General features: G+C 39.3%; 20 protein-coding genes. 9 read left to right on the top strand and 11 right to left on the bottom strand.

Features of this window, described 5'->3' with window-relative positions:
* Window positions 1–265: 265 nt before the first annotated feature.
* The 11 genes from AAG807_RS19035 to AAG807_RS18985 all read right to left on the bottom strand — a co-directional run bounded on the left by AAG807_RS19035 (window position 266) and on the right by AAG807_RS18985 (window position 9,940).
* Window positions 266–811 carry a Smr/MutS family protein gene (locus AAG807_RS19035; RefSeq protein WP_341907531.1) on the bottom strand — a complete coding sequence of 182 codons (546 nt, stop codon included), beginning with the start codon at window positions 809–811 and terminating at the stop codon, window positions 266–268.
* A complete protein-coding gene (locus AAG807_RS19030; RefSeq protein ID WP_341907529.1) occupies window positions 801–1,751 on the bottom strand; it encodes a site-2 protease family protein in 951 nt (316 codons plus the stop codon). The genes AAG807_RS19035 and AAG807_RS19030 overlap by 11 nt, the downstream gene beginning before the upstream one ends.
* A 34-nt stretch (window positions 1,752–1,785) precedes the next feature.
* Window positions 1,786–2,679: a hypothetical protein gene (locus AAG807_RS19025; protein ID WP_341907527.1), complete on the bottom strand. Its 894-nt coding sequence runs from the start codon at window positions 2,677–2,679 to the stop codon at window positions 1,786–1,788.
* Entirely contained in the window at window positions 2,679–3,500 is an 822-nt protein-coding gene (locus AAG807_RS19020; protein ID WP_341907525.1) for a phosphosulfolactate synthase, read from the bottom strand. The genes AAG807_RS19025 and AAG807_RS19020 overlap by 1 nt, the downstream gene beginning before the upstream one ends.
* Before the next feature lie 42 nt (window positions 3,501–3,542).
* A complete protein-coding gene (locus AAG807_RS19015) occupies window positions 3,543–4,943 on the bottom strand; it encodes a tetratricopeptide repeat protein (RefSeq protein WP_341907522.1) in 1,401 nt (466 codons plus the stop codon).
* 195 nt (window positions 4,944–5,138) lie between these two features.
* Entirely contained in the window at window positions 5,139–6,578 is a 1,440-nt protein-coding gene (locus AAG807_RS19010; RefSeq protein WP_341907519.1) for a nidogen-like domain-containing protein, read from the bottom strand.
* A gap of 232 nt (window positions 6,579–6,810) precedes the next feature.
* Window positions 6,811–7,458: a tetratricopeptide repeat protein gene (locus tag AAG807_RS19005; RefSeq protein ID WP_341907516.1), complete on the bottom strand. Its 648-nt coding sequence runs from the start codon at window positions 7,456–7,458 to the stop codon at window positions 6,811–6,813.
* 51 nt (window positions 7,459–7,509) lie between these two features.
* Window positions 7,510–8,232 (bottom strand): hypothetical protein, encoded by a 723-nt coding sequence (locus tag AAG807_RS19000; protein WP_341907514.1) that lies wholly within the window; start codon window positions 8,230–8,232, stop codon window positions 7,510–7,512.
* 42 nt (window positions 8,233–8,274) lie between these two features.
* A complete protein-coding gene (locus tag AAG807_RS18995; protein WP_341907512.1) occupies window positions 8,275–9,279 on the bottom strand; it encodes an LLM class flavin-dependent oxidoreductase in 1,005 nt (334 codons plus the stop codon).
* A gap of 46 nt (window positions 9,280–9,325) precedes the next feature.
* On the bottom strand, window positions 9,326–9,655 hold the full coding sequence (locus AAG807_RS18990) for a hypothetical protein (protein ID WP_341907509.1): 330 nt from the start codon (window positions 9,653–9,655) through the stop codon (window positions 9,326–9,328).
* A 72-nt stretch (window positions 9,656–9,727) separates the two neighbouring features.
* Complete coding sequence (locus tag AAG807_RS18985; RefSeq protein WP_341907506.1) at window positions 9,728–9,940, bottom strand: hypothetical protein; 213 nt, start codon at window positions 9,938–9,940, stop codon at window positions 9,728–9,730.
* Window positions 9,941–10,034: 94 nt separating this feature from the next.
* Here AAG807_RS18985 and AAG807_RS18980 point away from each other — a divergent pair, with 94 nt between their 5' ends.
* The 9 genes from AAG807_RS18980 to kdpA all read left to right on the top strand — a co-directional run bounded on the left by AAG807_RS18980 (window position 10,035) and on the right by kdpA (window position 17,424).
* Entirely contained in the window at window positions 10,035–10,484 is a 450-nt protein-coding gene (locus AAG807_RS18980; protein ID WP_341907505.1) for an ankyrin repeat domain-containing protein, read from the top strand.
* Window positions 10,485–10,517: 33 nt separating this feature from the next.
* Window positions 10,518–11,666 (top strand): hypothetical protein, encoded by a 1,149-nt coding sequence (locus AAG807_RS18975; RefSeq protein ID WP_341907503.1) that lies wholly within the window; start codon window positions 10,518–10,520, stop codon window positions 11,664–11,666.
* Window positions 11,667–11,712: 46 nt separating this feature from the next.
* Window positions 11,713–12,030: a hypothetical protein gene (locus tag AAG807_RS18970; protein WP_341907501.1), complete on the top strand. Its 318-nt coding sequence runs from the start codon at window positions 11,713–11,715 to the stop codon at window positions 12,028–12,030.
* Between the two features lie 82 nt (window positions 12,031–12,112).
* Entirely contained in the window at window positions 12,113–12,448 is a 336-nt protein-coding gene (locus AAG807_RS18965) for a hypothetical protein (protein WP_341907498.1), read from the top strand.
* 6 nt (window positions 12,449–12,454) lie between these two features.
* Window positions 12,455–13,099 (top strand): alpha/beta hydrolase-fold protein, encoded by a 645-nt coding sequence (locus AAG807_RS18960; RefSeq protein ID WP_341907593.1) that lies wholly within the window; start codon window positions 12,455–12,457, stop codon window positions 13,097–13,099.
* 3 nt (window positions 13,100–13,102) lie between these two features.
* On the top strand, window positions 13,103–13,672 hold the full coding sequence (locus AAG807_RS18955; protein WP_341907493.1) for a hypothetical protein: 570 nt from the start codon (window positions 13,103–13,105) through the stop codon (window positions 13,670–13,672).
* A 73-nt stretch (window positions 13,673–13,745) separates the two neighbouring features.
* On the top strand, window positions 13,746–15,083 hold the full coding sequence (locus AAG807_RS18950; RefSeq protein ID WP_341907491.1) for a sigma-54 dependent transcriptional regulator: 1,338 nt from the start codon (window positions 13,746–13,748) through the stop codon (window positions 15,081–15,083).
* A 157-nt stretch (window positions 15,084–15,240) separates the two neighbouring features.
* Window positions 15,241–15,519 carry a hypothetical protein gene (locus tag AAG807_RS18945; protein ID WP_341907489.1) on the top strand — a complete coding sequence of 93 codons (279 nt, stop codon included), beginning with the start codon at window positions 15,241–15,243 and terminating at the stop codon, window positions 15,517–15,519.
* A gap of 177 nt (window positions 15,520–15,696) precedes the next feature.
* The gene (gene kdpA, locus AAG807_RS18940) at window positions 15,697–17,424 is read left to right on the top strand and encodes a potassium-transporting ATPase subunit KdpA (RefSeq protein ID WP_341907487.1); all 1,728 of its coding nucleotides are present in this window, start codon (window positions 15,697–15,699) and stop codon (window positions 17,422–17,424) included.
* Window positions 17,425–17,430: the final 6 nt, after the last annotated feature.

Here is a 17,430-nt window from a genome sequence, read left to right as displayed (position 1 = left end):
TTCGCCAGGCTAAATAAGCCGTTAGCGGGATACTTGAAATGGAAACAGCCGCTATAATCTTTTGAATTTCAAAGAAAACAACATCTTTATGCCGGTAAGAAAAGTAGTCACTAATTAAATTAGTGATATCCTTGATGCAGAGAAAACTAAATACCAGACAGATGATACAAAGGGTAATTGCAACCACTTTTACAACGGGATCCTCCTTCTGAATAGAGTTTTGAATAGAACTTAAATCATCAATCGGCTGATTTTTCATAACGAATCACCAATTCGGATGAAACTCAATAGCAGTTGCTCCTTTTCCATATTCCAGGAAATCGGCATCATAGACTTCAATTTGATCTTGCTGAGCTAAGTAAGTACGAATCTCGTTTTTGAGAACCCCTTCTCCTACTCCATGAATTACCACGAGTTTGTGGATTGATTGATTTTTTGCTTTTTTGAAGGTCGCACGGAATTCCGCCATTTGCTTGAGGAGAATTTCCGTATTGGACATTCCTTGAGTTGATTCCAAAATTTCTTCGATGTGCAAGTCAATTTCCCAAACGGTTCGGGGCTTCTTCACTCCTGTGCGTTCACGTTCCTGAATGATCCGGAAGGTTGTTTCGGGTTCCAGGTCTTCTTTCGAAATAGTGATCTCATCATCTGCATATTTCTCCGAATGGATGAATACCAGCTCGTTTAGAGGAAACCAACGATCAAAACCGGAATCATCTGTGACATGAGCACGGTGTTGCTCCAAACTCAAAATAATTCCATCGCCTTTTTCGTATAAAAAAGAAACTTTCTGACCAACCTTAAACTGCATCGACACCATTAAAAAAACCCTTACTCCACATCAAGTAAATGGGACCTAAAATAGCCAAAATCCAAGCGATAATCACGATTACCTTCATAAATCCATTGACATCCTGCGCCATTGGTGGAACAAGCATGTTCTTCACCTCATTTGCCACAACCGTTTTGGTTTCCTCACCTTCCATATTTTCAACGAAACGCCGAAGACCCGGTGTGTTTTCCAGTACATGATTTTTTACAAAGTGATAGGAACGATCTGAAAGATTGTCGTAGGTTGAATTGAAATTCACATCGTCTTCTTTCAGCCCTTTATGGATCAGATAACGACGGTGCAGGCTTCTGACCTGAAATCCCATCAAAAACCCGAATATGAGAATGATATAGAATTCCAGAAAATAACCGATTGCAATCAATGCCAGAGAAGAAGCGAATGAAAAGATGACTTGAAATAATTCAATCCGTTCGAAAAACAGGATACTCAACATGCGACCACCGTCCAAAGGAAGGATCGGAAGCAGATTCAGTATGTTTACTGCAAAAAGAATCATCGCAGATTCCACCATCCAAGCGATCTCATAATTGAATCCAACTAACCAAAGGGCAATTCCAATAATGATTCCGGGAAAAGGTCCGGCCATCACCACCATCAGGCTTTCTCTTTGCCGATAAGATTCCTTGTGTCCATGAACAAATGCTCCCATCAAAGGAAGAAAGAGCATACGAACATTCTCGTATCCGTACAATTTCATGAATAGAAAGTGTCCTCCTTCATGGATAATCAAAACGGCAATCAACTCAATTAAAAAGGTAATCTGGTTGTCAAAAAAGATCAGGAAACTTAAGGCGAATAACATTAATGAGAACACTGTTACAGCAATATGCCCTTGCCTTATTGGTTCTTTTTCCAAAAACGGTTTTGGCGGATAGAGAGAATTAAAGTCGTTGTCCATAATGATACTAATGTACAAATTTCCTTTTTCAGAATCAATTTTCAGACCAAGAAATCAAGGGGTCTTTTTTCCAAAGGATGATTTTTTTATCATCTCCGTAACTTGCGAAAGTATGACTGTCAATCAATACGATTCCGTTTACCGAACGATTATGTCCACCGTTCTTGTACTCCATGCGTTGCTCCACCTTTGAAAAATCAGCGTTCCAAACTTTAATTGTCTTGTCCATTGAAGCAGTAATGAATTGATTTTCAGTCTTCACCAATCCATAAATTGTCTGATAATGAGCAGGAATCCGTTTAATCACTTCGTAAGCCGAATTACTGATTGCAATATGTGCATCCTTCCCGACAGTGACGATCTCATTTTTCCCGGAATCCACCAAAAGGGCATTACTTCCCAATTCATTCGGTTCCCAAGAAGCCATTTCATTCCAGTTCTCGCAGGAAAAGACCAAAATCCCGATTAATTGTGTGCTGACAAAACACGTGTTATCTGAAATTGTAAGTGACCTGATTTTTCCAGCTGCCAATGGAAGATGTAAGATCCGTTTTGCAGTTTGAGGTTCCAAAACAATCAGATTTCCTTCCGAATCACCTGCGATCAACCAATTCCGGATTGGATCAATCAAGATGGAGAACCAGGCATTTCCAAAGAAATTGTGTTCCCAGACAATCTTTTTACTCGCTGGTTCGATACACAATAAAGTTCCATCGGTACATCCGATAAAACAGAACTGACCGCCCGCTTCCAAAGTGTAAGCAGCATGTTCCAATTTCACGGTAAAAGAAGAGTCTTGCAGACCTGTCGCTAAATCCCAACGAGTAACGTATTTATCTCCGGAAGAACTGTATAAGAATTCACCATCCCAGGAAGCCGCATAAATTGGTCCTGCGTGTCCATTCAATACAATCCTGGCTTGAAACATTATGCTTCTTCGTCTTCTTCAGGCTCGTCTGAGTCTACTTGTTTTAGTCGTTGAGCATAATCATCAGGAAGGAATTCAAAGAAGGTATCTCCTCGAAGTCCTAAGCGTAAACATTCCAATGGAATCACTTCGTTTGGTGCGATGTTTCCCAGATTCACGTTTGCTCCAAATAATTTAATGAACCAAACTTGCTGATTCTTTTGTGGAGCTTCCCACAAAATATCTTCCGGTTTAACCTTAGCAATGATCTTATTGATCAACATGGTATGAGCTGTTCCGTTCGGACGAAAAACACCTACGTTTCCAGCCTCACGACCTTCTGCGATCACTTTCCACGACCCGGCTTCCAATTCCGAACTCATCATTTTAATCCATCTTCCCGGACTAATCAAAATTCCTGAATCTTTCGACCCAACTTCTGAAAGGACTGTTCTCGTTTTTGCCAAACGCTGAATCAATTCCAACTTCTCATTGTGATTAATAATAATCGACCCATCAGAAATCTCTGCTAAGTCCATATCGTATTTATCCAATAAACGCAGGTAATCCTCGAAACGACCACGTGCATAGAATGCTTCGAAAAGTGTTCCGCCAAAATACACTCTTAAACCGGCAGAGCGATATAACTTAATCTTCTCTTCCAGGTTGTTCGTAACATAAGCGGTTCCGAAACCAAACTTCACAATGTCTGTCAAATGACCATTTGCCTGAATAAAGTTCTCTGCTTCATTCAAACCTAGTCCTTTATCCATCATCATTGTAATTCCGTTTTTACGCGGTTGTGTTGTACGTTCCGGAATATGAGGTAAATTAAAATTCATTTTTTGTAAATTGGGTAATATCGACAAATGTCAAACTAAACTCTAAGAGCGTGTCAAATTTACTAATTCTTGGACATCTGCCAATTCCGGATAGCGAATAAAAACATCTTTTGTTTTTTCTGCATCCTTATTGAAGGACTCAACCAACACCATTTTAGCCCCTTCTTTATTTCCAGCCACCCAATTCAGGTAAATAATCGGAAGTGCAGAGAAGAAAAGCTGATGCTTCAAAAGGTAGGTTTCCACGAAGGTTCTCGCTTCTCCAACACGGTGTTCCAGCAAGAAATCCACATAATCAAAGAAACAGTCTTCATTGGCAGGATCCAATGTCAGACAAGCCAAATAGGCTTCTTCCGCCTCCTCCAACAATTCAGCATTTTCAAGCGCTCCGGCATACACGTGGTAATAGCCGTCCATATTCGGTTCCAACTCCAATGCTCTTTCGATATAATGCAGGCTTTCCTTCGGGTGTCCTTGTAAATCTTTCACAATTCCCAGTCCGAGCCATGCTTCTGCCAAAGTCGGGGAAAGTGATAATGCTTTCTGATAAAAATCCCAGGCAACTGTGAGGTTGTTCAACTGCTCATTTGCTTCTCCCAAATAACAATAAGTCAAAGGGTCGTCCCCATCGATTTCGATGCAACGTTCAAAGGATTCAATTGATTGCGTGTATTGTTCGATAGTCAATTGTGCATTTCCCATATTGAAATACGCCGGTGAAAATCGGTCATTAATGGCAACGCAATATTCGTAAGCCGTAATTGCATCGCTGAACTTCTCCTCTTTCGAATAGGTATTCCCCAAATTGTACCAAGCGGTAAATGAATAGGGATTATCATCCAAAAACCGTCTGTACGTCTGAATCGCCCGCGCATTATTTCCCAACTGATCAAAGCAGAAAGCCAATTCATACAAAGCTCCCTCGTTTTTAGGGTTCGAACGCATGGCTTCTTCCAGAACTTCAACAGCAGACTTAAAGTCTTTTAATTGCTCTAATTCCGTTGCCAGGTCCAAGAATATCTCATCCTTCTCCTCCCGGTCAGCTAATTCAAGTGCTCTGCGGAAGAAATTCACCGCCCTTTTACTATCTCTGAGTTGACTGAATATCGTTGCTTTGGTTAAAAAAAGTTCCATGGATTCGGAATCAATCTGCTCGGCAGTATCCAATAATTCCAATGCCTCCTTCAATTTCCCCAAACCGGACATTGCCTGCGCTCTTCGGATTTGAAATAAGGTATTGAACGGATATTGTTGAATTCCGATTTCTGCTGCCAATTCTCCTTTGGAATAATTGCCATTCATCAAGTAATGGTCTATGATTGCCTCTAAACGATCACTATCGAAAAACCCAACCGAGTTAGCCTCTAGTTGCGATTCGAAACGTGCCAAATCATCATTCAGGTGGTTCTCAAAATTGTCACTATCGTCTTCCCAGTCAAACATACGCTATCATTGAGTTTCTATAAAATTAAGGAAAAATGGAGGAGGCTCTAAAAGTTTTAGGAAAGTTTATGAACAGGTTATTAAAAATGAAAAGTTCAAAATACTATCAATGAAACGCTTACACATAGATTATAACGCAAAAAAAATCCCGCTATTGCATAGAACAGCGGGATTTTTACATCTATTTTTAGAATCTTAGTTCTTAATGAATCGCGTGCTTGATACTTGATTGTCCATTGTCACTTTCACCACATAGATTCCAGCATTCAAATGTGCAATATCAATTGATTTCGTGGAACCGATCTCACCTGAATAAACGGAGTTTCCAAGTAAGTCAACCACCTCAACCATTGCTTGCTTCCCATTGTTCAACCGGATGTTCAATTTGTCAAATCCCGGATTCGGATAAATGGAGAATGTATTCTCAAATTCCGCTAATTCGAGTGTATTAGCCTGAACATGGATCGGAATTGATTTTGTCGTAGTTGCAACCGGTGTTCCGTTATCTGTAGCGGTGATCAAAACGTTGTACATTCCCGGAGGAACCAATGTTGCATCAAATGTAATATCTACAACCACAAACTCATTTCCAATAGGTGTCTGAGTCACTGAAATCGCATTCGGATATGCCGGACAAGTTACCCCAACCTGCAATGTCTGATTGATCTCAGGAGTTGCAACCATTACGGTAAAGTCTACGGTATGAATTGATTTCAAAGTGTCACCGGAATAAACGTCGATCGTGTCACAAATTCCGGCAGCGATAACCATTGGAGGTGTGTTTGAAGAACTTGCGCCTGCAACATTGAAATACATTTCCATGTTATCCAGGAAATCAATCTGATCTGAATTGTTGTAAGGTCCATCAAAACCTGTTCCCGGTTGGTCAAATCGTCCTACCTGGAAGTAATCTACTCCATTTCCATAATTCACCCCAACAGTAGCAGGAACTCCACCGAAACCTCCACTTCCTGAAGAAGCATCGCCTGTAGTCCATTGCATATCTGAATAACAGAAAGAAACGTTGTTTCCGATTGGAATTAATGGATCAGTCCCATCGGAAATAACCAATTGGAAGGTGTTTGTCTTGTCTCCATGTGTCATGAAATATCCCACGTGATCCCAGACAACAACTAGAGCATTTGGTGTCAACTTGTACCAAACATTTCCAATGTTTCCTGTCATCGTGGAATCTCTTGTATCCACATCTCCCCAAAAAGGAGCAATCATGTTGTAACTGGAATCCGGAAAAGGATTTGCGGTAAACGTGCTGTATTGTGCCAAGAAGGAAATGTTCCCATTGTTATTGATGTACAATGAGTTGTATGTATTTCCGTAAAAATCAAAGGTGAAAGGCAACGAAATCAGGTTTGAATACTGGTCGTCATTCGGTTGCATTGCAAGAATGAATGTACTGTCCAAAGGAACCATACAATTACAAACACCATTCTTCTCCTGGGAACCGGAATAATGGACAACCGGATTTTCCGTATTTGCTGTCAATTGATAATTAATCACAGGATCCAAGCCCCCGTTTATTTTCAATTGATTGTATTCTTCAACAGAGATCAGTTGAGTGGATTGACCGAAAGCAAAGCCCGAAGTCAACGAAATGAGTAGTAACCATCTTTTCATAAGTACAAGTATTATAGCTTATTACGGAGACGGAAGTTTGCCTGTTTGGTTGCTCTCAATTCACTTCAATTCAAACTCTTAACGATTTAAATAGTTAGTACATCAAATATTAACATATCTATTACTTCTCAGACAAAAATTCCAAATTAAATAGGTCGGGAATTAATCAACATTCACAGCCATTATCAAATGGCTTATCTGGCGTATCTTTTAAATTACCGATTAAAGAAGATCAGTTATCCTTGATTGATTTCAATGCAACTTTAGCTATTTCACTATTTGAGATGGTCGATTCCTGAGATTCTATGATTTCAGAGAGCAGTTTTTTTGCCGTTTCTTTATCCCCTTTTTCACTAAAGATCATTGCCTTATTTAGCAATAAAATTCCTTTTGTTTCCCTATCCGGATTTCCTGCAAGTCCTTGTTCTATTGAATATAACCGTTCTTCAGGATCTGTTTGTAAATAGGCTATTTCCTTCCATGCTGGTGCAAATGAAGGAACATTATCCACGATTTTTTTGGCAATATGGTATTTCTTCTCTGGTTCATCTGTCCATTCTATTTGCATATAGAACGTATAAAGACCTTCCGGAAATAAACCTTCTTTTTCCCCTTCCAAAGTGTAAATAGCAGTCTTTGTTGTGAAAAAACCATCTGGCTCCAAAGTATCTGTTTCTTGATAATATTTCAACGCGTTATCAAAATCACCCATCAATAGATAGGTAAATGCTAAATCATAAACCGGATATGCCCACAAAGGTTCTATTTTCATGGCTTCCAGTAATTTTTCAGTTGCCAATTGATAATTTCCCGCCTGTCCGGCTTCCCTGGCTTCTAAATGCAATAAGTTTGCTTGTTCATTAATTGGTCCAGCTTCCATTAAAGTTTTGGTTTGATTTTTCAGGATATGAACTTACTAATTTCGGCTGAATTAAAGCTCTGTTTTCAGTACATTTTTAAAACGCTTTTTCAGCAGAGTTTCATTTTTTGAGATCGTATCAAATTTGGGCAACATGCAATTGAATAAATAATAATCTCTCCATTCATCAACAGTTTGATCTTCCGGATTTTCAACTTCATGATAATACACACTGTAGTCATAAACAAATGACTGAATCTGTTTGTCCTTTGTTTTAAAAAGCCAAGAAGTGCGAACATATCCATCACCAGCATCACCAAAAACAATGGATAATGGAAGGTTTTCCTTTTGGATTTCATCTGTTTTACGGTCAAAGACGAACAGTGTAATAGAAGTAGACGCATATTCATCAGGAACTCTTGCAATCAGTCCTATATGGATTGAATCAATCAGAAACTGATAACAGCCATAAACTCCGGAAAGTTTTCCAAAGATCTTTTCAGTAATTCCAAGTGGCAAAGACATGGCTTCTTTCAGCGTCAATTCCGTTCCTCGAAACTTTTTATCTTTCGTAGCATACTCATATTGCACCTTCAGAGTATCAAAAGAGATCGGTTTGAATTTCTTCAAAAGCTCATCATAAACGCTCTTCTTTTCAATAAAAGAGGAATCTGTTTTCCGAACGGATCCCTCCTCTTTCGAAAGTTCTTTTTTCGGGTTGGAGCCGGTATTGCATGAAATAAAAACTCCTTGCAGAAGAAAAATCAAAGAGATTGCGTAGGAAGATTTCTTCATCGTTTAACTGATTGGTCTTATGAAACTACACAATTTCTTTGATTATGACCGATTAATCGCATTAAAAACCTCGGCCAAAATGGAATACGACTTCAGACGTTTCTCATTGTCAAAGATATTTCCGGTAATCATCAATTCGTCCACTCCATGCTCCTCAATAAATCGACTGAATTTTTCTATCAAGGTATCCTTATCTCCAACAAAAGTACAGGCTGTCATAGGAAGTACCGCATCCAGTAATTCCTGTGGCCAGGTTTCCAACAAATTCGGAATTGGCGGTGACAAGGGTTTGCGGGAATTAGTTAAGATTCCGGAGAACATCTGGTACAAACTCATGGACAACAATTCAGCTTCTTCATTTGAATCCGCTGCAATTCCATTCACACAAGCAAGCACATAGGGTTTATCGAGGTATTTCGAAGGTCGGAAGTTGTTTCGGTAAATCTGGGTTGCAATTTTGAATTGTTTCGGGGCGAAATGGGATGCAAAGGCATACGGAAGTCCCATTTCCGCAGCCAAATAAGCGCTATCTGTGCTTGAACCTAAAATCCAGATTGGAATATCTAATCCTTCTCCGGGAAAAGCGCGCACGGATGCTGTTCGATTGCTTTCACTGAAATACGTTTGAAGCGCCACAACGTCATTCGGGAATTGATAGGCGGTATTCAAATCGCCTCTTCTCAAAGCCATTGCCGTTTGCTGATCCGTTCCGGGAGCTCTTCCCAACCCCAAATCAATGCGATCCGGATACAAAGTTTCCAATGTTCCGAATTGTTCTGCAATAGCTAGTGGTGCGTGATTCGGAAGCATGATTCCTCCGGAACCGACACGGATACTTTTCGTTTGTGAAGCTACATGACCAATCAAGACGGAAGTTGCCGAGCTGGCAATGAACTCCATATTGTGGTGCTCTGCCAACCAAACGCGTTCATATCCTAATTCCTCTGCCTTTTGTGCTAAATCTACTGTTCTTTTGATTGCTGTTGCTGCGTTGCCGTCTTTGGTGATCATGGATAAATCCAAGACGGAGTATGTGATTTTTTTCATGCCATAAAATTACGGAACGAGGACTTAGGGACAAGCCTGTAACACGTTAAAATTTGTAGTTAGTTTCATCAAGGAAACCACATATCAAATCAACTTCCTCAAAAGATTTCAATACATTTTTAAAACGCTTTTTCAGCAGGGTTTCATTTTTTGAGAGCGTATCAAATTTTGAGGTCATGCAGTTGAACAAGTAATATTCTCTCCATAGATCGATTGTCTGATCCGCAGTGCCTTCCACCGCGTGATCATAAGAACTGTAATCATAAACAAAGGAATGAAGCTGTTTGTCTTTCGTTCTAAAGAGCCAGGAAATACGTTGATAAGCATCTCCGGCATCTCCGAAAATGGCACCCAAGTGAAAATATTTGCTCTCCATTTGATCTTTTTTTCGATCGAGAATAAACAATCCGATTGATGTAGACTCATATTCCGCCGGAATTCGGGCAATTCAGCCGGTATGAGTAGAATCGATTTGAAATTGATAGCAACCATACACTCCTGATAATTTTCCATAATAAGGTTCTGTGTATTCTATATTCAACGACTTCGCTTCTTTCAGGGTCAATTCCGTTCCTCTAAACTTTTTATCTTTGGTAGCATACTCATATTCTACCTTCAGAGTATCAAAAGAAATCGGTTTGAATTGCAACGAAAAAGTCAAAAACGCTATTGAAGAAAATCAATTGACTGGGTTCCAGTTCAGGCCTGTTGGTGTGGAAATAGAATTTGAGAACACCAAAAAGATATAAATAATTATGAACGAAAACCTATTGAATTTTATTTCCAATAATAAGGTAGAAGAATTATTAAAAGTTGTGAAGACCTTTAATATAAATCAGCTTACGGATACTGGCGATACGCCACTAATGTCGGCAATAAGAAACGAGTATATCCAAATTATAGCGATTTTATTAGAAAATGGTGCTGACCCTAATTTTTGCAATAAGCAAGGTTTCTATCCAATACATTTTGCCACGCAAAAACAAAATATGGAAATAGTCAAACTTTTAGTTAAATACGGAGCCCAGATTGACCAGCAGGACGGTAAGTTTGGCAAGACTCCATTATCAGTCGCGATTTCAAAGACAGAAGGAAGAACGTTTATTGATTATTTTCTAGAACTTGGAGCAGATATAACAATTCCAAATAAAGTTGGCGTTACTCCTGAGGCGGCGGCAAAATTATATAAGATTAATCTAAGATAAGGTTTGATTAGAACTCAATATTAGTAAAAAAATATGGAAATAAACAGCCTACATTCGGATCTGAAAAAAATATACCAGGACAAAAACATTAAGTATGCATTTAATGTTGAATTTGAATATCCCAGCGAGAAAGCAGCATTACTGCAGCTTTTAAAAATGGGGTTCTGGTCGATCATGCCTTTTGCGTTCAATGGAGGAGCGAATATTTTATCCCTCAAATTGTCGCCAGGTAAACCCATTAAAGAGTCACCGGTTGTAACATTCGATGAGGTATATAAAGAGTGCTTTACATTCGCACCAAATCTGCAATCAACAATTCCGATGGCGAATCTGAGGCTTATGAATAGATTAATCATAATAGAAGAGCTTAAAAAGCAGATAGAAGGAGCTGTCGATTTATCGAAGCCTTTTTTTAACTACCTGGGCGGCGGAGACCTTGGTTTCCTAAAGCAGTTCTTACTTTCGGAAGATAATCAGGAGCGGTTTAAAGACGCGGCTAATTTTAAAGACGCGTTTTTCAAAGAGTTTTGGGACTATTATTATGACACACCTGAACAAAAGAAGGCTTTCGAACTGTTTGAAAAGTTAAAAGAAAAAAGAACCCATCTTCCCGATTATGAGCCGATCGATTATGGCATCTGGAATGAGTATGTAGGAAACATTCTTGCCCAAAGAGCGTATGGCCTGCTCCATATGGAGGATGAGGACAAATGGCAATATTATTGGCATTGTGCCAAGTTGCCCCATGGGTTTGATTGTGACAATAACAGTTTTGACAAGTATACTATAAGCCTGGGTAATTCTGATTCTCTTGTTAGGGATATTGCTGAGGTGTTTGATTCTGAATGGGAAGACAAATTTGCCATGTTTCCGGAAGAAGTGCATAAGCACCCGCTTTTTGAAGCTACAGAAACCATTAAGTTTGAGGGAGACTATGACTATGCGGGAGAAAAACATCTTGAAGCAGCCTCACGCTTGGAAGAAGAATATAAAGACCCTATCGCTTCATGGAATGCCTTAATCAGTGCGAGTTACTGGGCTGGTAAAAGGGAACGCTTGGATATTGTAGAAAAAACGTGGCAACAAGCAATCGACTTGTCAGAAAAACATAATTGGACAGAAATAAGCGAGGCTTTAAAAGACCAATGGACATTTTATAATCATTACAAAGATAAAGTGTGATATAACAAATCAGATTCTACAACATTTTTAAGCTAAAACAAATACCATGTACACCCGATTAGAGAATAAAATGACCAAAGCCTATTTCAGGGAAATTGTAACCAAAGCATTGGCTCAAGCAGAAGAGGAGTACCATTTACATCCGGATGGTGTTTTTACTGCGTCTTTTTACAACCAGTTGCAAGACATACAAAAAACAGTTATCGAGCAAAATGTCATTTTAACAGAAGAGCAAGCCTATACAAAATATCCCATGAGCCTGATGATCATAAGAAATTTTGAAGACGATGAACGCGAGTATTACAAGCAACTGAGTGATATTGTTTGGGGCATTTTCTTTTATCCAGAAATGCCAGAAGTATAAACTGACATTAACTTTTGTAAGTCAACAATATAATAATACAGATGAGATGGAGAATCTCTTTAATTAAAGTAAATAAAACATAATGAAACAGTTCATATTTTTTTCCTTTTTATTACAATCGATTATAGCTTTAGGACAGTCCCATTCATTTTACACCCAGCAAGATACTATGACCATTGACTCAAAAGTATTTGGAGCGAAAAGAAAAATCACTGTCAGCATTCCAAAAGATTATGAAAAGCTGAAACAACCCAAAAACTGCATCATTTATTTGGATGGTGATAATGATGAAATTGCAGGAACTCTTTTGCAAACAGCTAATAATTTATACCTGTCGGATGATATACCACAAAGTATTTTGGTTGGCATTTTTCACGAAGACAGAAATCAGGAATTACAGGAAAAAGAAAAACTGTAGACGTTTATATGTACCGAAGTGATACCGAAATTACAGGAAACCTACACACTGAAAAAAGAAGTGACTATCATTGGTCATTCTTTTGGAGCCTATTTTTCCACGTATTGTTTTTTCAAGAACAATGAACTCTTTAACAACTGTATTGCTATAAGTCCGGCTTATTGGCCAAATGACAAAGATATTTATGCAATTGCCGAGGAGGAATTATCCAAAAAGGTGAAATTAACGGGTACTTTTTATTTAGCTATTGGAGACAAGCGTTGGGATGATGTTTCATTAAGAGAAGGTGTTTTTAAATTCAAATCTATGATTGAGTCAAAAGACAGTCATATCACGATCCAGTTTCAGGATTTGGTAGGTTTCAATCATAATTCGTCCCCCACCGTTGGCTTTGGTTTAGGATTAGGTTTTTGTTTTGACCAATGGGAATGGGAAAGTGTTGTTGAGGAACAGACTACAAGAATTTCATCCTTCCCAGATTTCTGGAGGCATTATGAATTAAAGGCCGATGCCTTGAACCACCTAGACAGAACAAATGAAGCCAATGAAGTATATAGAATAGCAATTGATAAATTAAATGCTGACAAAGAAATTTCAAAAGCCGAAAGAAAAATTTTCCTCAACCGGTTAAAACAAAAAATAATCAATTAGAATATGAAAAATATAAAAGAGTTTATTATAAATTTTATTGAAAAGGAATATCAATGTGAATATGCAAAGTGGGACATTGATGTAAGTAATGAAGAATATGAAGTTTTTAAAGATCAAGCTTATAGCTTTATGCATTCAAGAAGTTCAAATCCATTTGGGAGAGCTCGTGTTTTGGAAGGTTTGCTAAAAGATTCAAAAAAACGAGCTCTTGCTATCATCAAATTAAAAAAGATAACTCCCCGCACTTTATTTCAAATCAAGCATTATCAGAATCCTATATTAGGTGATGCTCTAAAGCGTATTGTTACGGGTGACTATTTATATGGCTGCTATGTAAGCTACCCTTCAAGAGGCGGAAGGGAGCTTTATTTTTCTTCCATATTCTATGTTGCAGAAACCAACGAAGGTTTAAAAATCATTTATGAAAAAAGTTTCAATTCCGACACAGGAATCTGGTACCATCCTGTAGATATTTCTGTAGGAACTGTGATGGATGAAGGCAAGCTCATAGCAGTAGAAAAATACCAAGCTCCAGTGGAAGCTACCAGTTTGGCTGATTATAATAAAGAATAAAATTTCAAGTAAATCCGTAGACAATTGAAGTATGAAAACAATCTCGTAGATTTGCATCATTAAATCCTTTTACGTGAAAAATATCCTGATTATCGATGACGAAGAAAAGCACCGTTCTTTACTTGCAAGAATTATCCGATCTGAAGGATACGATGTTTGTGAAGCCGGAGATTGCGCATCGGGATTGAAGAAACTTTCACAAAAGGCAATTGATGTGATTTTATGTGACGTCAAACTACCTGATGGAAATGGCATCGAGCTGGTTCCCAAAATCAAAGAATTACATCCGGATGTGGAGATCATCCTTCTTACCGCTTTCGGAAACATTTCTGACAGCGTACAAGCCATGAAGGATGGGGCATTCGATTACATCGTCAAAGGAAATGATAACGACAAAATCATCCCACTACTTTTCCGGGCTTTCGAGAAAGTGACACTCAGAAAACGGGTGCGTGACTTAGAAAAACGGGTTGGTAAGAAATATACCTTTGATTCCATCATAGGAACTTCACCAGCCATCACAAAAGCAATCGACCTGGCAAAGAAAGTTGCCGGAACAGATGCCAGCGTATTACTTACAGGGGAAACCGGCACCGGAAAAGAGGTGTTTGCAGAAGCAATTCATCTGGCAAGTAGTCGGTCAAACAACAGTTTTGTCGCACTCAACTGCAGTACGTTCAGCAAAGAAATTCTGGAAAGTGAATTGTTCGGACACAAGCAAGGTTCCTTTACCGGAGCGATCAAGGATCAAAAAGGGTTGATTGAGGAAGCCAATGGCGGGACACTTTTCCTGGATGAGATTGGCGAAATGCCACTTGAGCTGCAAGCGAAACTTTTACGTCTGCTGGAAACCTCCGAATACTTAAAAATCGGTGATACGAAACCGAGTCATTCAAACTTTCGCCTGATAGCCGCAACCAATAGAGATCTCAAAACAGAATCAGAGGAGCAACGTTTTCGTTCCGATCTCTATTTCCGATTAAATGTCTTTCAAGTTGAATTACCTTCATTGAGCAGTCGTTTAAAAGACATTAAACCATTGACCAAATACTTCGTTGAACAATTTTCTGCAAAATCGAATCGAAAAACGCTTGGAATTGATGATGGCTTTCTTGAAAAATTAAGTTTATACTCCTGGCCGGGAAATATTCGTGAGTTGAAAAATATTGTGGAGCGTGCAGTCATATTAGCAGATAGCAATATCCTCACAACGGATGATCTACCGCCGGAAATTCAATTCCTTCACGAACAAAAAAACAATACGCTCTCTGCATTTTCAATGGCAAGTGTTGAAAAACTGCACATCTTAAAAGTCCTGAATCACACGAAAGGGAATAAAGCGGAAGCAGCCCGATTGTTGGAAATTGGGATTGCCACACTCTATCGCAAAATTGAAGAATATCAATTGTAAGTTCTGCTATCATTTTGATAAAAGCCTCTCATTTTGATAGGCTTTTTTTATGCCCCAAAATTCCAAATCCATTCAAAACACTTGTTTTTCAATCAATTAATTCTTTCACCTCTTTAATGGAATGAGAATTGGCATAGCGCATTTAAAATTTAAAAAAATGATGCGTATAAGAAACAATTACAGACGAATGAATCATTTGGCTGAATTAACCAAACAGTATGTCTTGAAGGGGAACTTCAAACGTGTAAACGATTGCCTTACAATTGCAGAGCACCAGCTCAGAACAGGTACCAACGAAATGAAAAATGCGGTGGTGAATGGTTTTTTGTTCTCCTATAGTTGTTTCATGGAAATGAATAGAACTGCTTCAAACATTCCACTTCCGGAACTTCTCGAACGCGAATATGTGAAGCAAATAAACTCGTTTGGAGTTTAATCGGATCGAATATGGAAGCAATTCTCCTGGTCTTGTTGACCCTTCTTCTTTTTTGGCTTTGTTATAAGGCTGTTCAATTTTTTGAAAACGTTTAATATGATCGCTCTATTTATCCTCGCAATTGCCGTGTTTATTTATCTCGGCTATGTGCTTCTCAAACCTGAAAAATTCTAATTCATGAATACAGCATTGTTTGGCGTTATCGCCATGTTTATTCTTACGGTTGCAATTGCAATCCCATTAGGGCGCTACATCGGGAAGGTCTATCTTGGTGAAAAGACAGTACTGGATCCTGTTTTCAATCCGATAGAACGTTTCTTTTTCCGAATCAGCGGACTTGACGGAACACGCGAAATGAATTGGAAACAGCACATTTACGCACTATTAGGAATCAATCTGGTTTGGTTTTTCCTGTGTTTCTTGCTTCTCCTCAATCAGGGTTGGCTGCCATTGAATCCGGATCACACCCCTTCCATGTCGCCCGATTTGGCATTCAATACCACCATTTCTTTCCTTGTCAATTGCAATTTGCAACATTATTCCGGCGAAACGGGGCTTTCTTACCTCTCACAGATCGGTGGAATCATGTTTCTACAGTTTGTAACTGCCGGAACCGGAATGGCTGCCTGCGCCATGGTATTCAATGCTATGCGCAATAAGCAAACGACTCAATTGGGTAATTTTTACAATTACTTTATCAAAAGCTGTACGCGAATTCTACTGCCTGTCTCATTCATAGCCGCTGTTATATTGGTAATGAGTGGAACTCCCATGACATGGGAAGGAAAGGAGACAATTACGACCCTTCAAGGTGGAGAACAAGTCGTTTCTCGCGGACCGGCAGCAGCCATGGTTGCTATCAAACAAGCAGGAACCAATGGTGGTGGTTTTTTCGGAGTTAACTCAGCCCACCCACTGGAAAACCCAACCTATCTGACCAATATGGTTGAAAACATTCTCATTGTACTCATTCCAATCGCCATGGTATTTGCCTTGGGCTATTACCTGAAGCGAAGAAAAATGGCCTGGATGATTATGGGAGTAATGACCATTGGGTTCCTGGCATTGTGCCTCCCTTCCATCTCAAATGAAATGAAAGGCAACCCGGCTATCACAGAAATGGGAATCGACCAGTCTGCCGGAAGTATGGAAGGAAAAGAAGTGCGCTTTGGATCAGAAGCTTCTGCTTACTGGGGAATAACGACTACGGTGACTTCCAATGGTTCTGTAAATGCCATGCATGACAGTTTCACTCCAATTACCGGAGGAATGGCTATGCTGGGCATGATGGCCAATTCATTTTACGGCGGTGTGGGAGTTGGTTTTCTGAATTTCTACATTTTCATCATTCTGGCGGTCTTCATATCCGGACTGATGGTTGGTCGGACACCTGAATTCTTAGGTAAGAAGGTAGAAGCCCGAGAGGTTAAAATTGCTGCCTTCATTGCAATTCTGCATCCCTTATTAATTCTTTCAGGAACAGCACTTTCGGCATATTTTGTTTCACACAATTCCGATATGGGATATTGGTCGAATGGAAAAGCTTCTGCCTGGCTCAATAATCCCGGTCATCATGGATTCTCCGAAATGTTGTATGAATATACATCCAGTGCGGCAAATAATGGAAGTGGTTTTGAGGGCTTGGCTGATAACAATCCTTTCTGGAACATCACAACCGGAATAGTTATGCTCCTCAGCCGCTTTTTGCCCATTATCGGTCCTTTGGCCATTGCAGGTTTACTGGCGAACAAGAAACACATTCCGGAAAGTGCAGGAACTTTGCAAACAGATACCCCGATTTTCGGGATTATGATCTTCGCAGTGATTTTCATCATTGCAGCATTGTCTTTCTTTCCCGCACTTGCACTAGGGCCATTCGCTGAATACTTCAGTCAAATTCATTAAGCAAAA

The organism is Fluviicola taffensis DSM 16823 (assembly GCF_943372375.1).
GTDB classification, from domain to species: domain Bacteria; phylum Bacteroidota; class Bacteroidia; order Flavobacteriales_D; family Crocinitomicaceae; genus Fluviicola; species Fluviicola taffensis_A.
Note: the sequence above shows the minus strand (reverse complement) of the source record. Positions and strands in the feature narration are given on the sequence as shown.

Bases quoted from the DNA above. Each gene is read 5' to 3' on its own strand.
- kdpA (WP_341907487.1), top strand. From the start codon at position 15,697: ATGAATACAGCATTGTTTGGCGTTATCGCCATGTTTATTCTTACGGTT.
- AAG807_RS18995 (WP_341907512.1), bottom strand. From the start codon at position 9,279: ATGAAAAAAATCACATACTCCGTCTTGGATTTATCCATGATCACCAAA.
- AAG807_RS19005 (WP_341907516.1), bottom strand. From the start codon at position 7,458: ATGGAAGCTGGACCAATTAATGAACAAGCAAACTTATTGCATTTAGAA.
- AAG807_RS18975 (WP_341907503.1), top strand. From the start codon at position 10,518: ATGGAAATAAACAGCCTACATTCGGATCTGAAAAAAATATACCAGGAC.
- AAG807_RS19030 (WP_341907529.1), bottom strand. From the start codon at position 1,751: ATGGACAACGACTTTAATTCTCTCTATCCGCCAAAACCGTTTTTGGAA.
- AAG807_RS19020 (WP_341907525.1), bottom strand. From the start codon at position 3,500: ATGAATTTTAATTTACCTCATATTCCGGAACGTACAACACAACCGCGT.
- AAG807_RS19035 (WP_341907531.1), bottom strand. From the start codon at position 811: ATGCAGTTTAAGGTTGGTCAGAAAGTTTCTTTTTTATACGAAAAAGGC.
- AAG807_RS19015 (WP_341907522.1), bottom strand. From the start codon at position 4,943: ATGTTTGACTGGGAAGACGATAGTGACAATTTTGAGAACCACCTGAAT.
- AAG807_RS18970 (WP_341907501.1), top strand. From the start codon at position 11,713: ATGTACACCCGATTAGAGAATAAAATGACCAAAGCCTATTTCAGGGAA.
- AAG807_RS18980 (WP_341907505.1), top strand. From the start codon at position 10,035: ATGAACGAAAACCTATTGAATTTTATTTCCAATAATAAGGTAGAAGAA.
- AAG807_RS18990 (WP_341907509.1), bottom strand. From the start codon at position 9,655: ATGGAGAGCAAATATTTTCACTTGGGTGCCATTTTCGGAGATGCCGGA.
- AAG807_RS19010 (WP_341907519.1), bottom strand. From the start codon at position 6,578: ATGAAAAGATGGTTACTACTCATTTCGTTGACTTCGGGCTTTGCTTTC.
- AAG807_RS18965 (WP_341907498.1), top strand. From the start codon at position 12,113: ATGAAACAGTTCATATTTTTTTCCTTTTTATTACAATCGATTATAGCT.
- AAG807_RS18945 (WP_341907489.1), top strand. From the start codon at position 15,241: ATGATGCGTATAAGAAACAATTACAGACGAATGAATCATTTGGCTGAA.
- AAG807_RS19000 (WP_341907514.1), bottom strand. From the start codon at position 8,232: ATGAAGAAATCTTCCTACGCAATCTCTTTGATTTTTCTTCTGCAAGGA.
- AAG807_RS18955 (WP_341907493.1), top strand. From the start codon at position 13,103: ATGAAAAATATAAAAGAGTTTATTATAAATTTTATTGAAAAGGAATAT.
- AAG807_RS19025 (WP_341907527.1), bottom strand. From the start codon at position 2,679: ATGTTTCAAGCCAGGATTGTATTGAATGGACACGCAGGACCAATTTAT.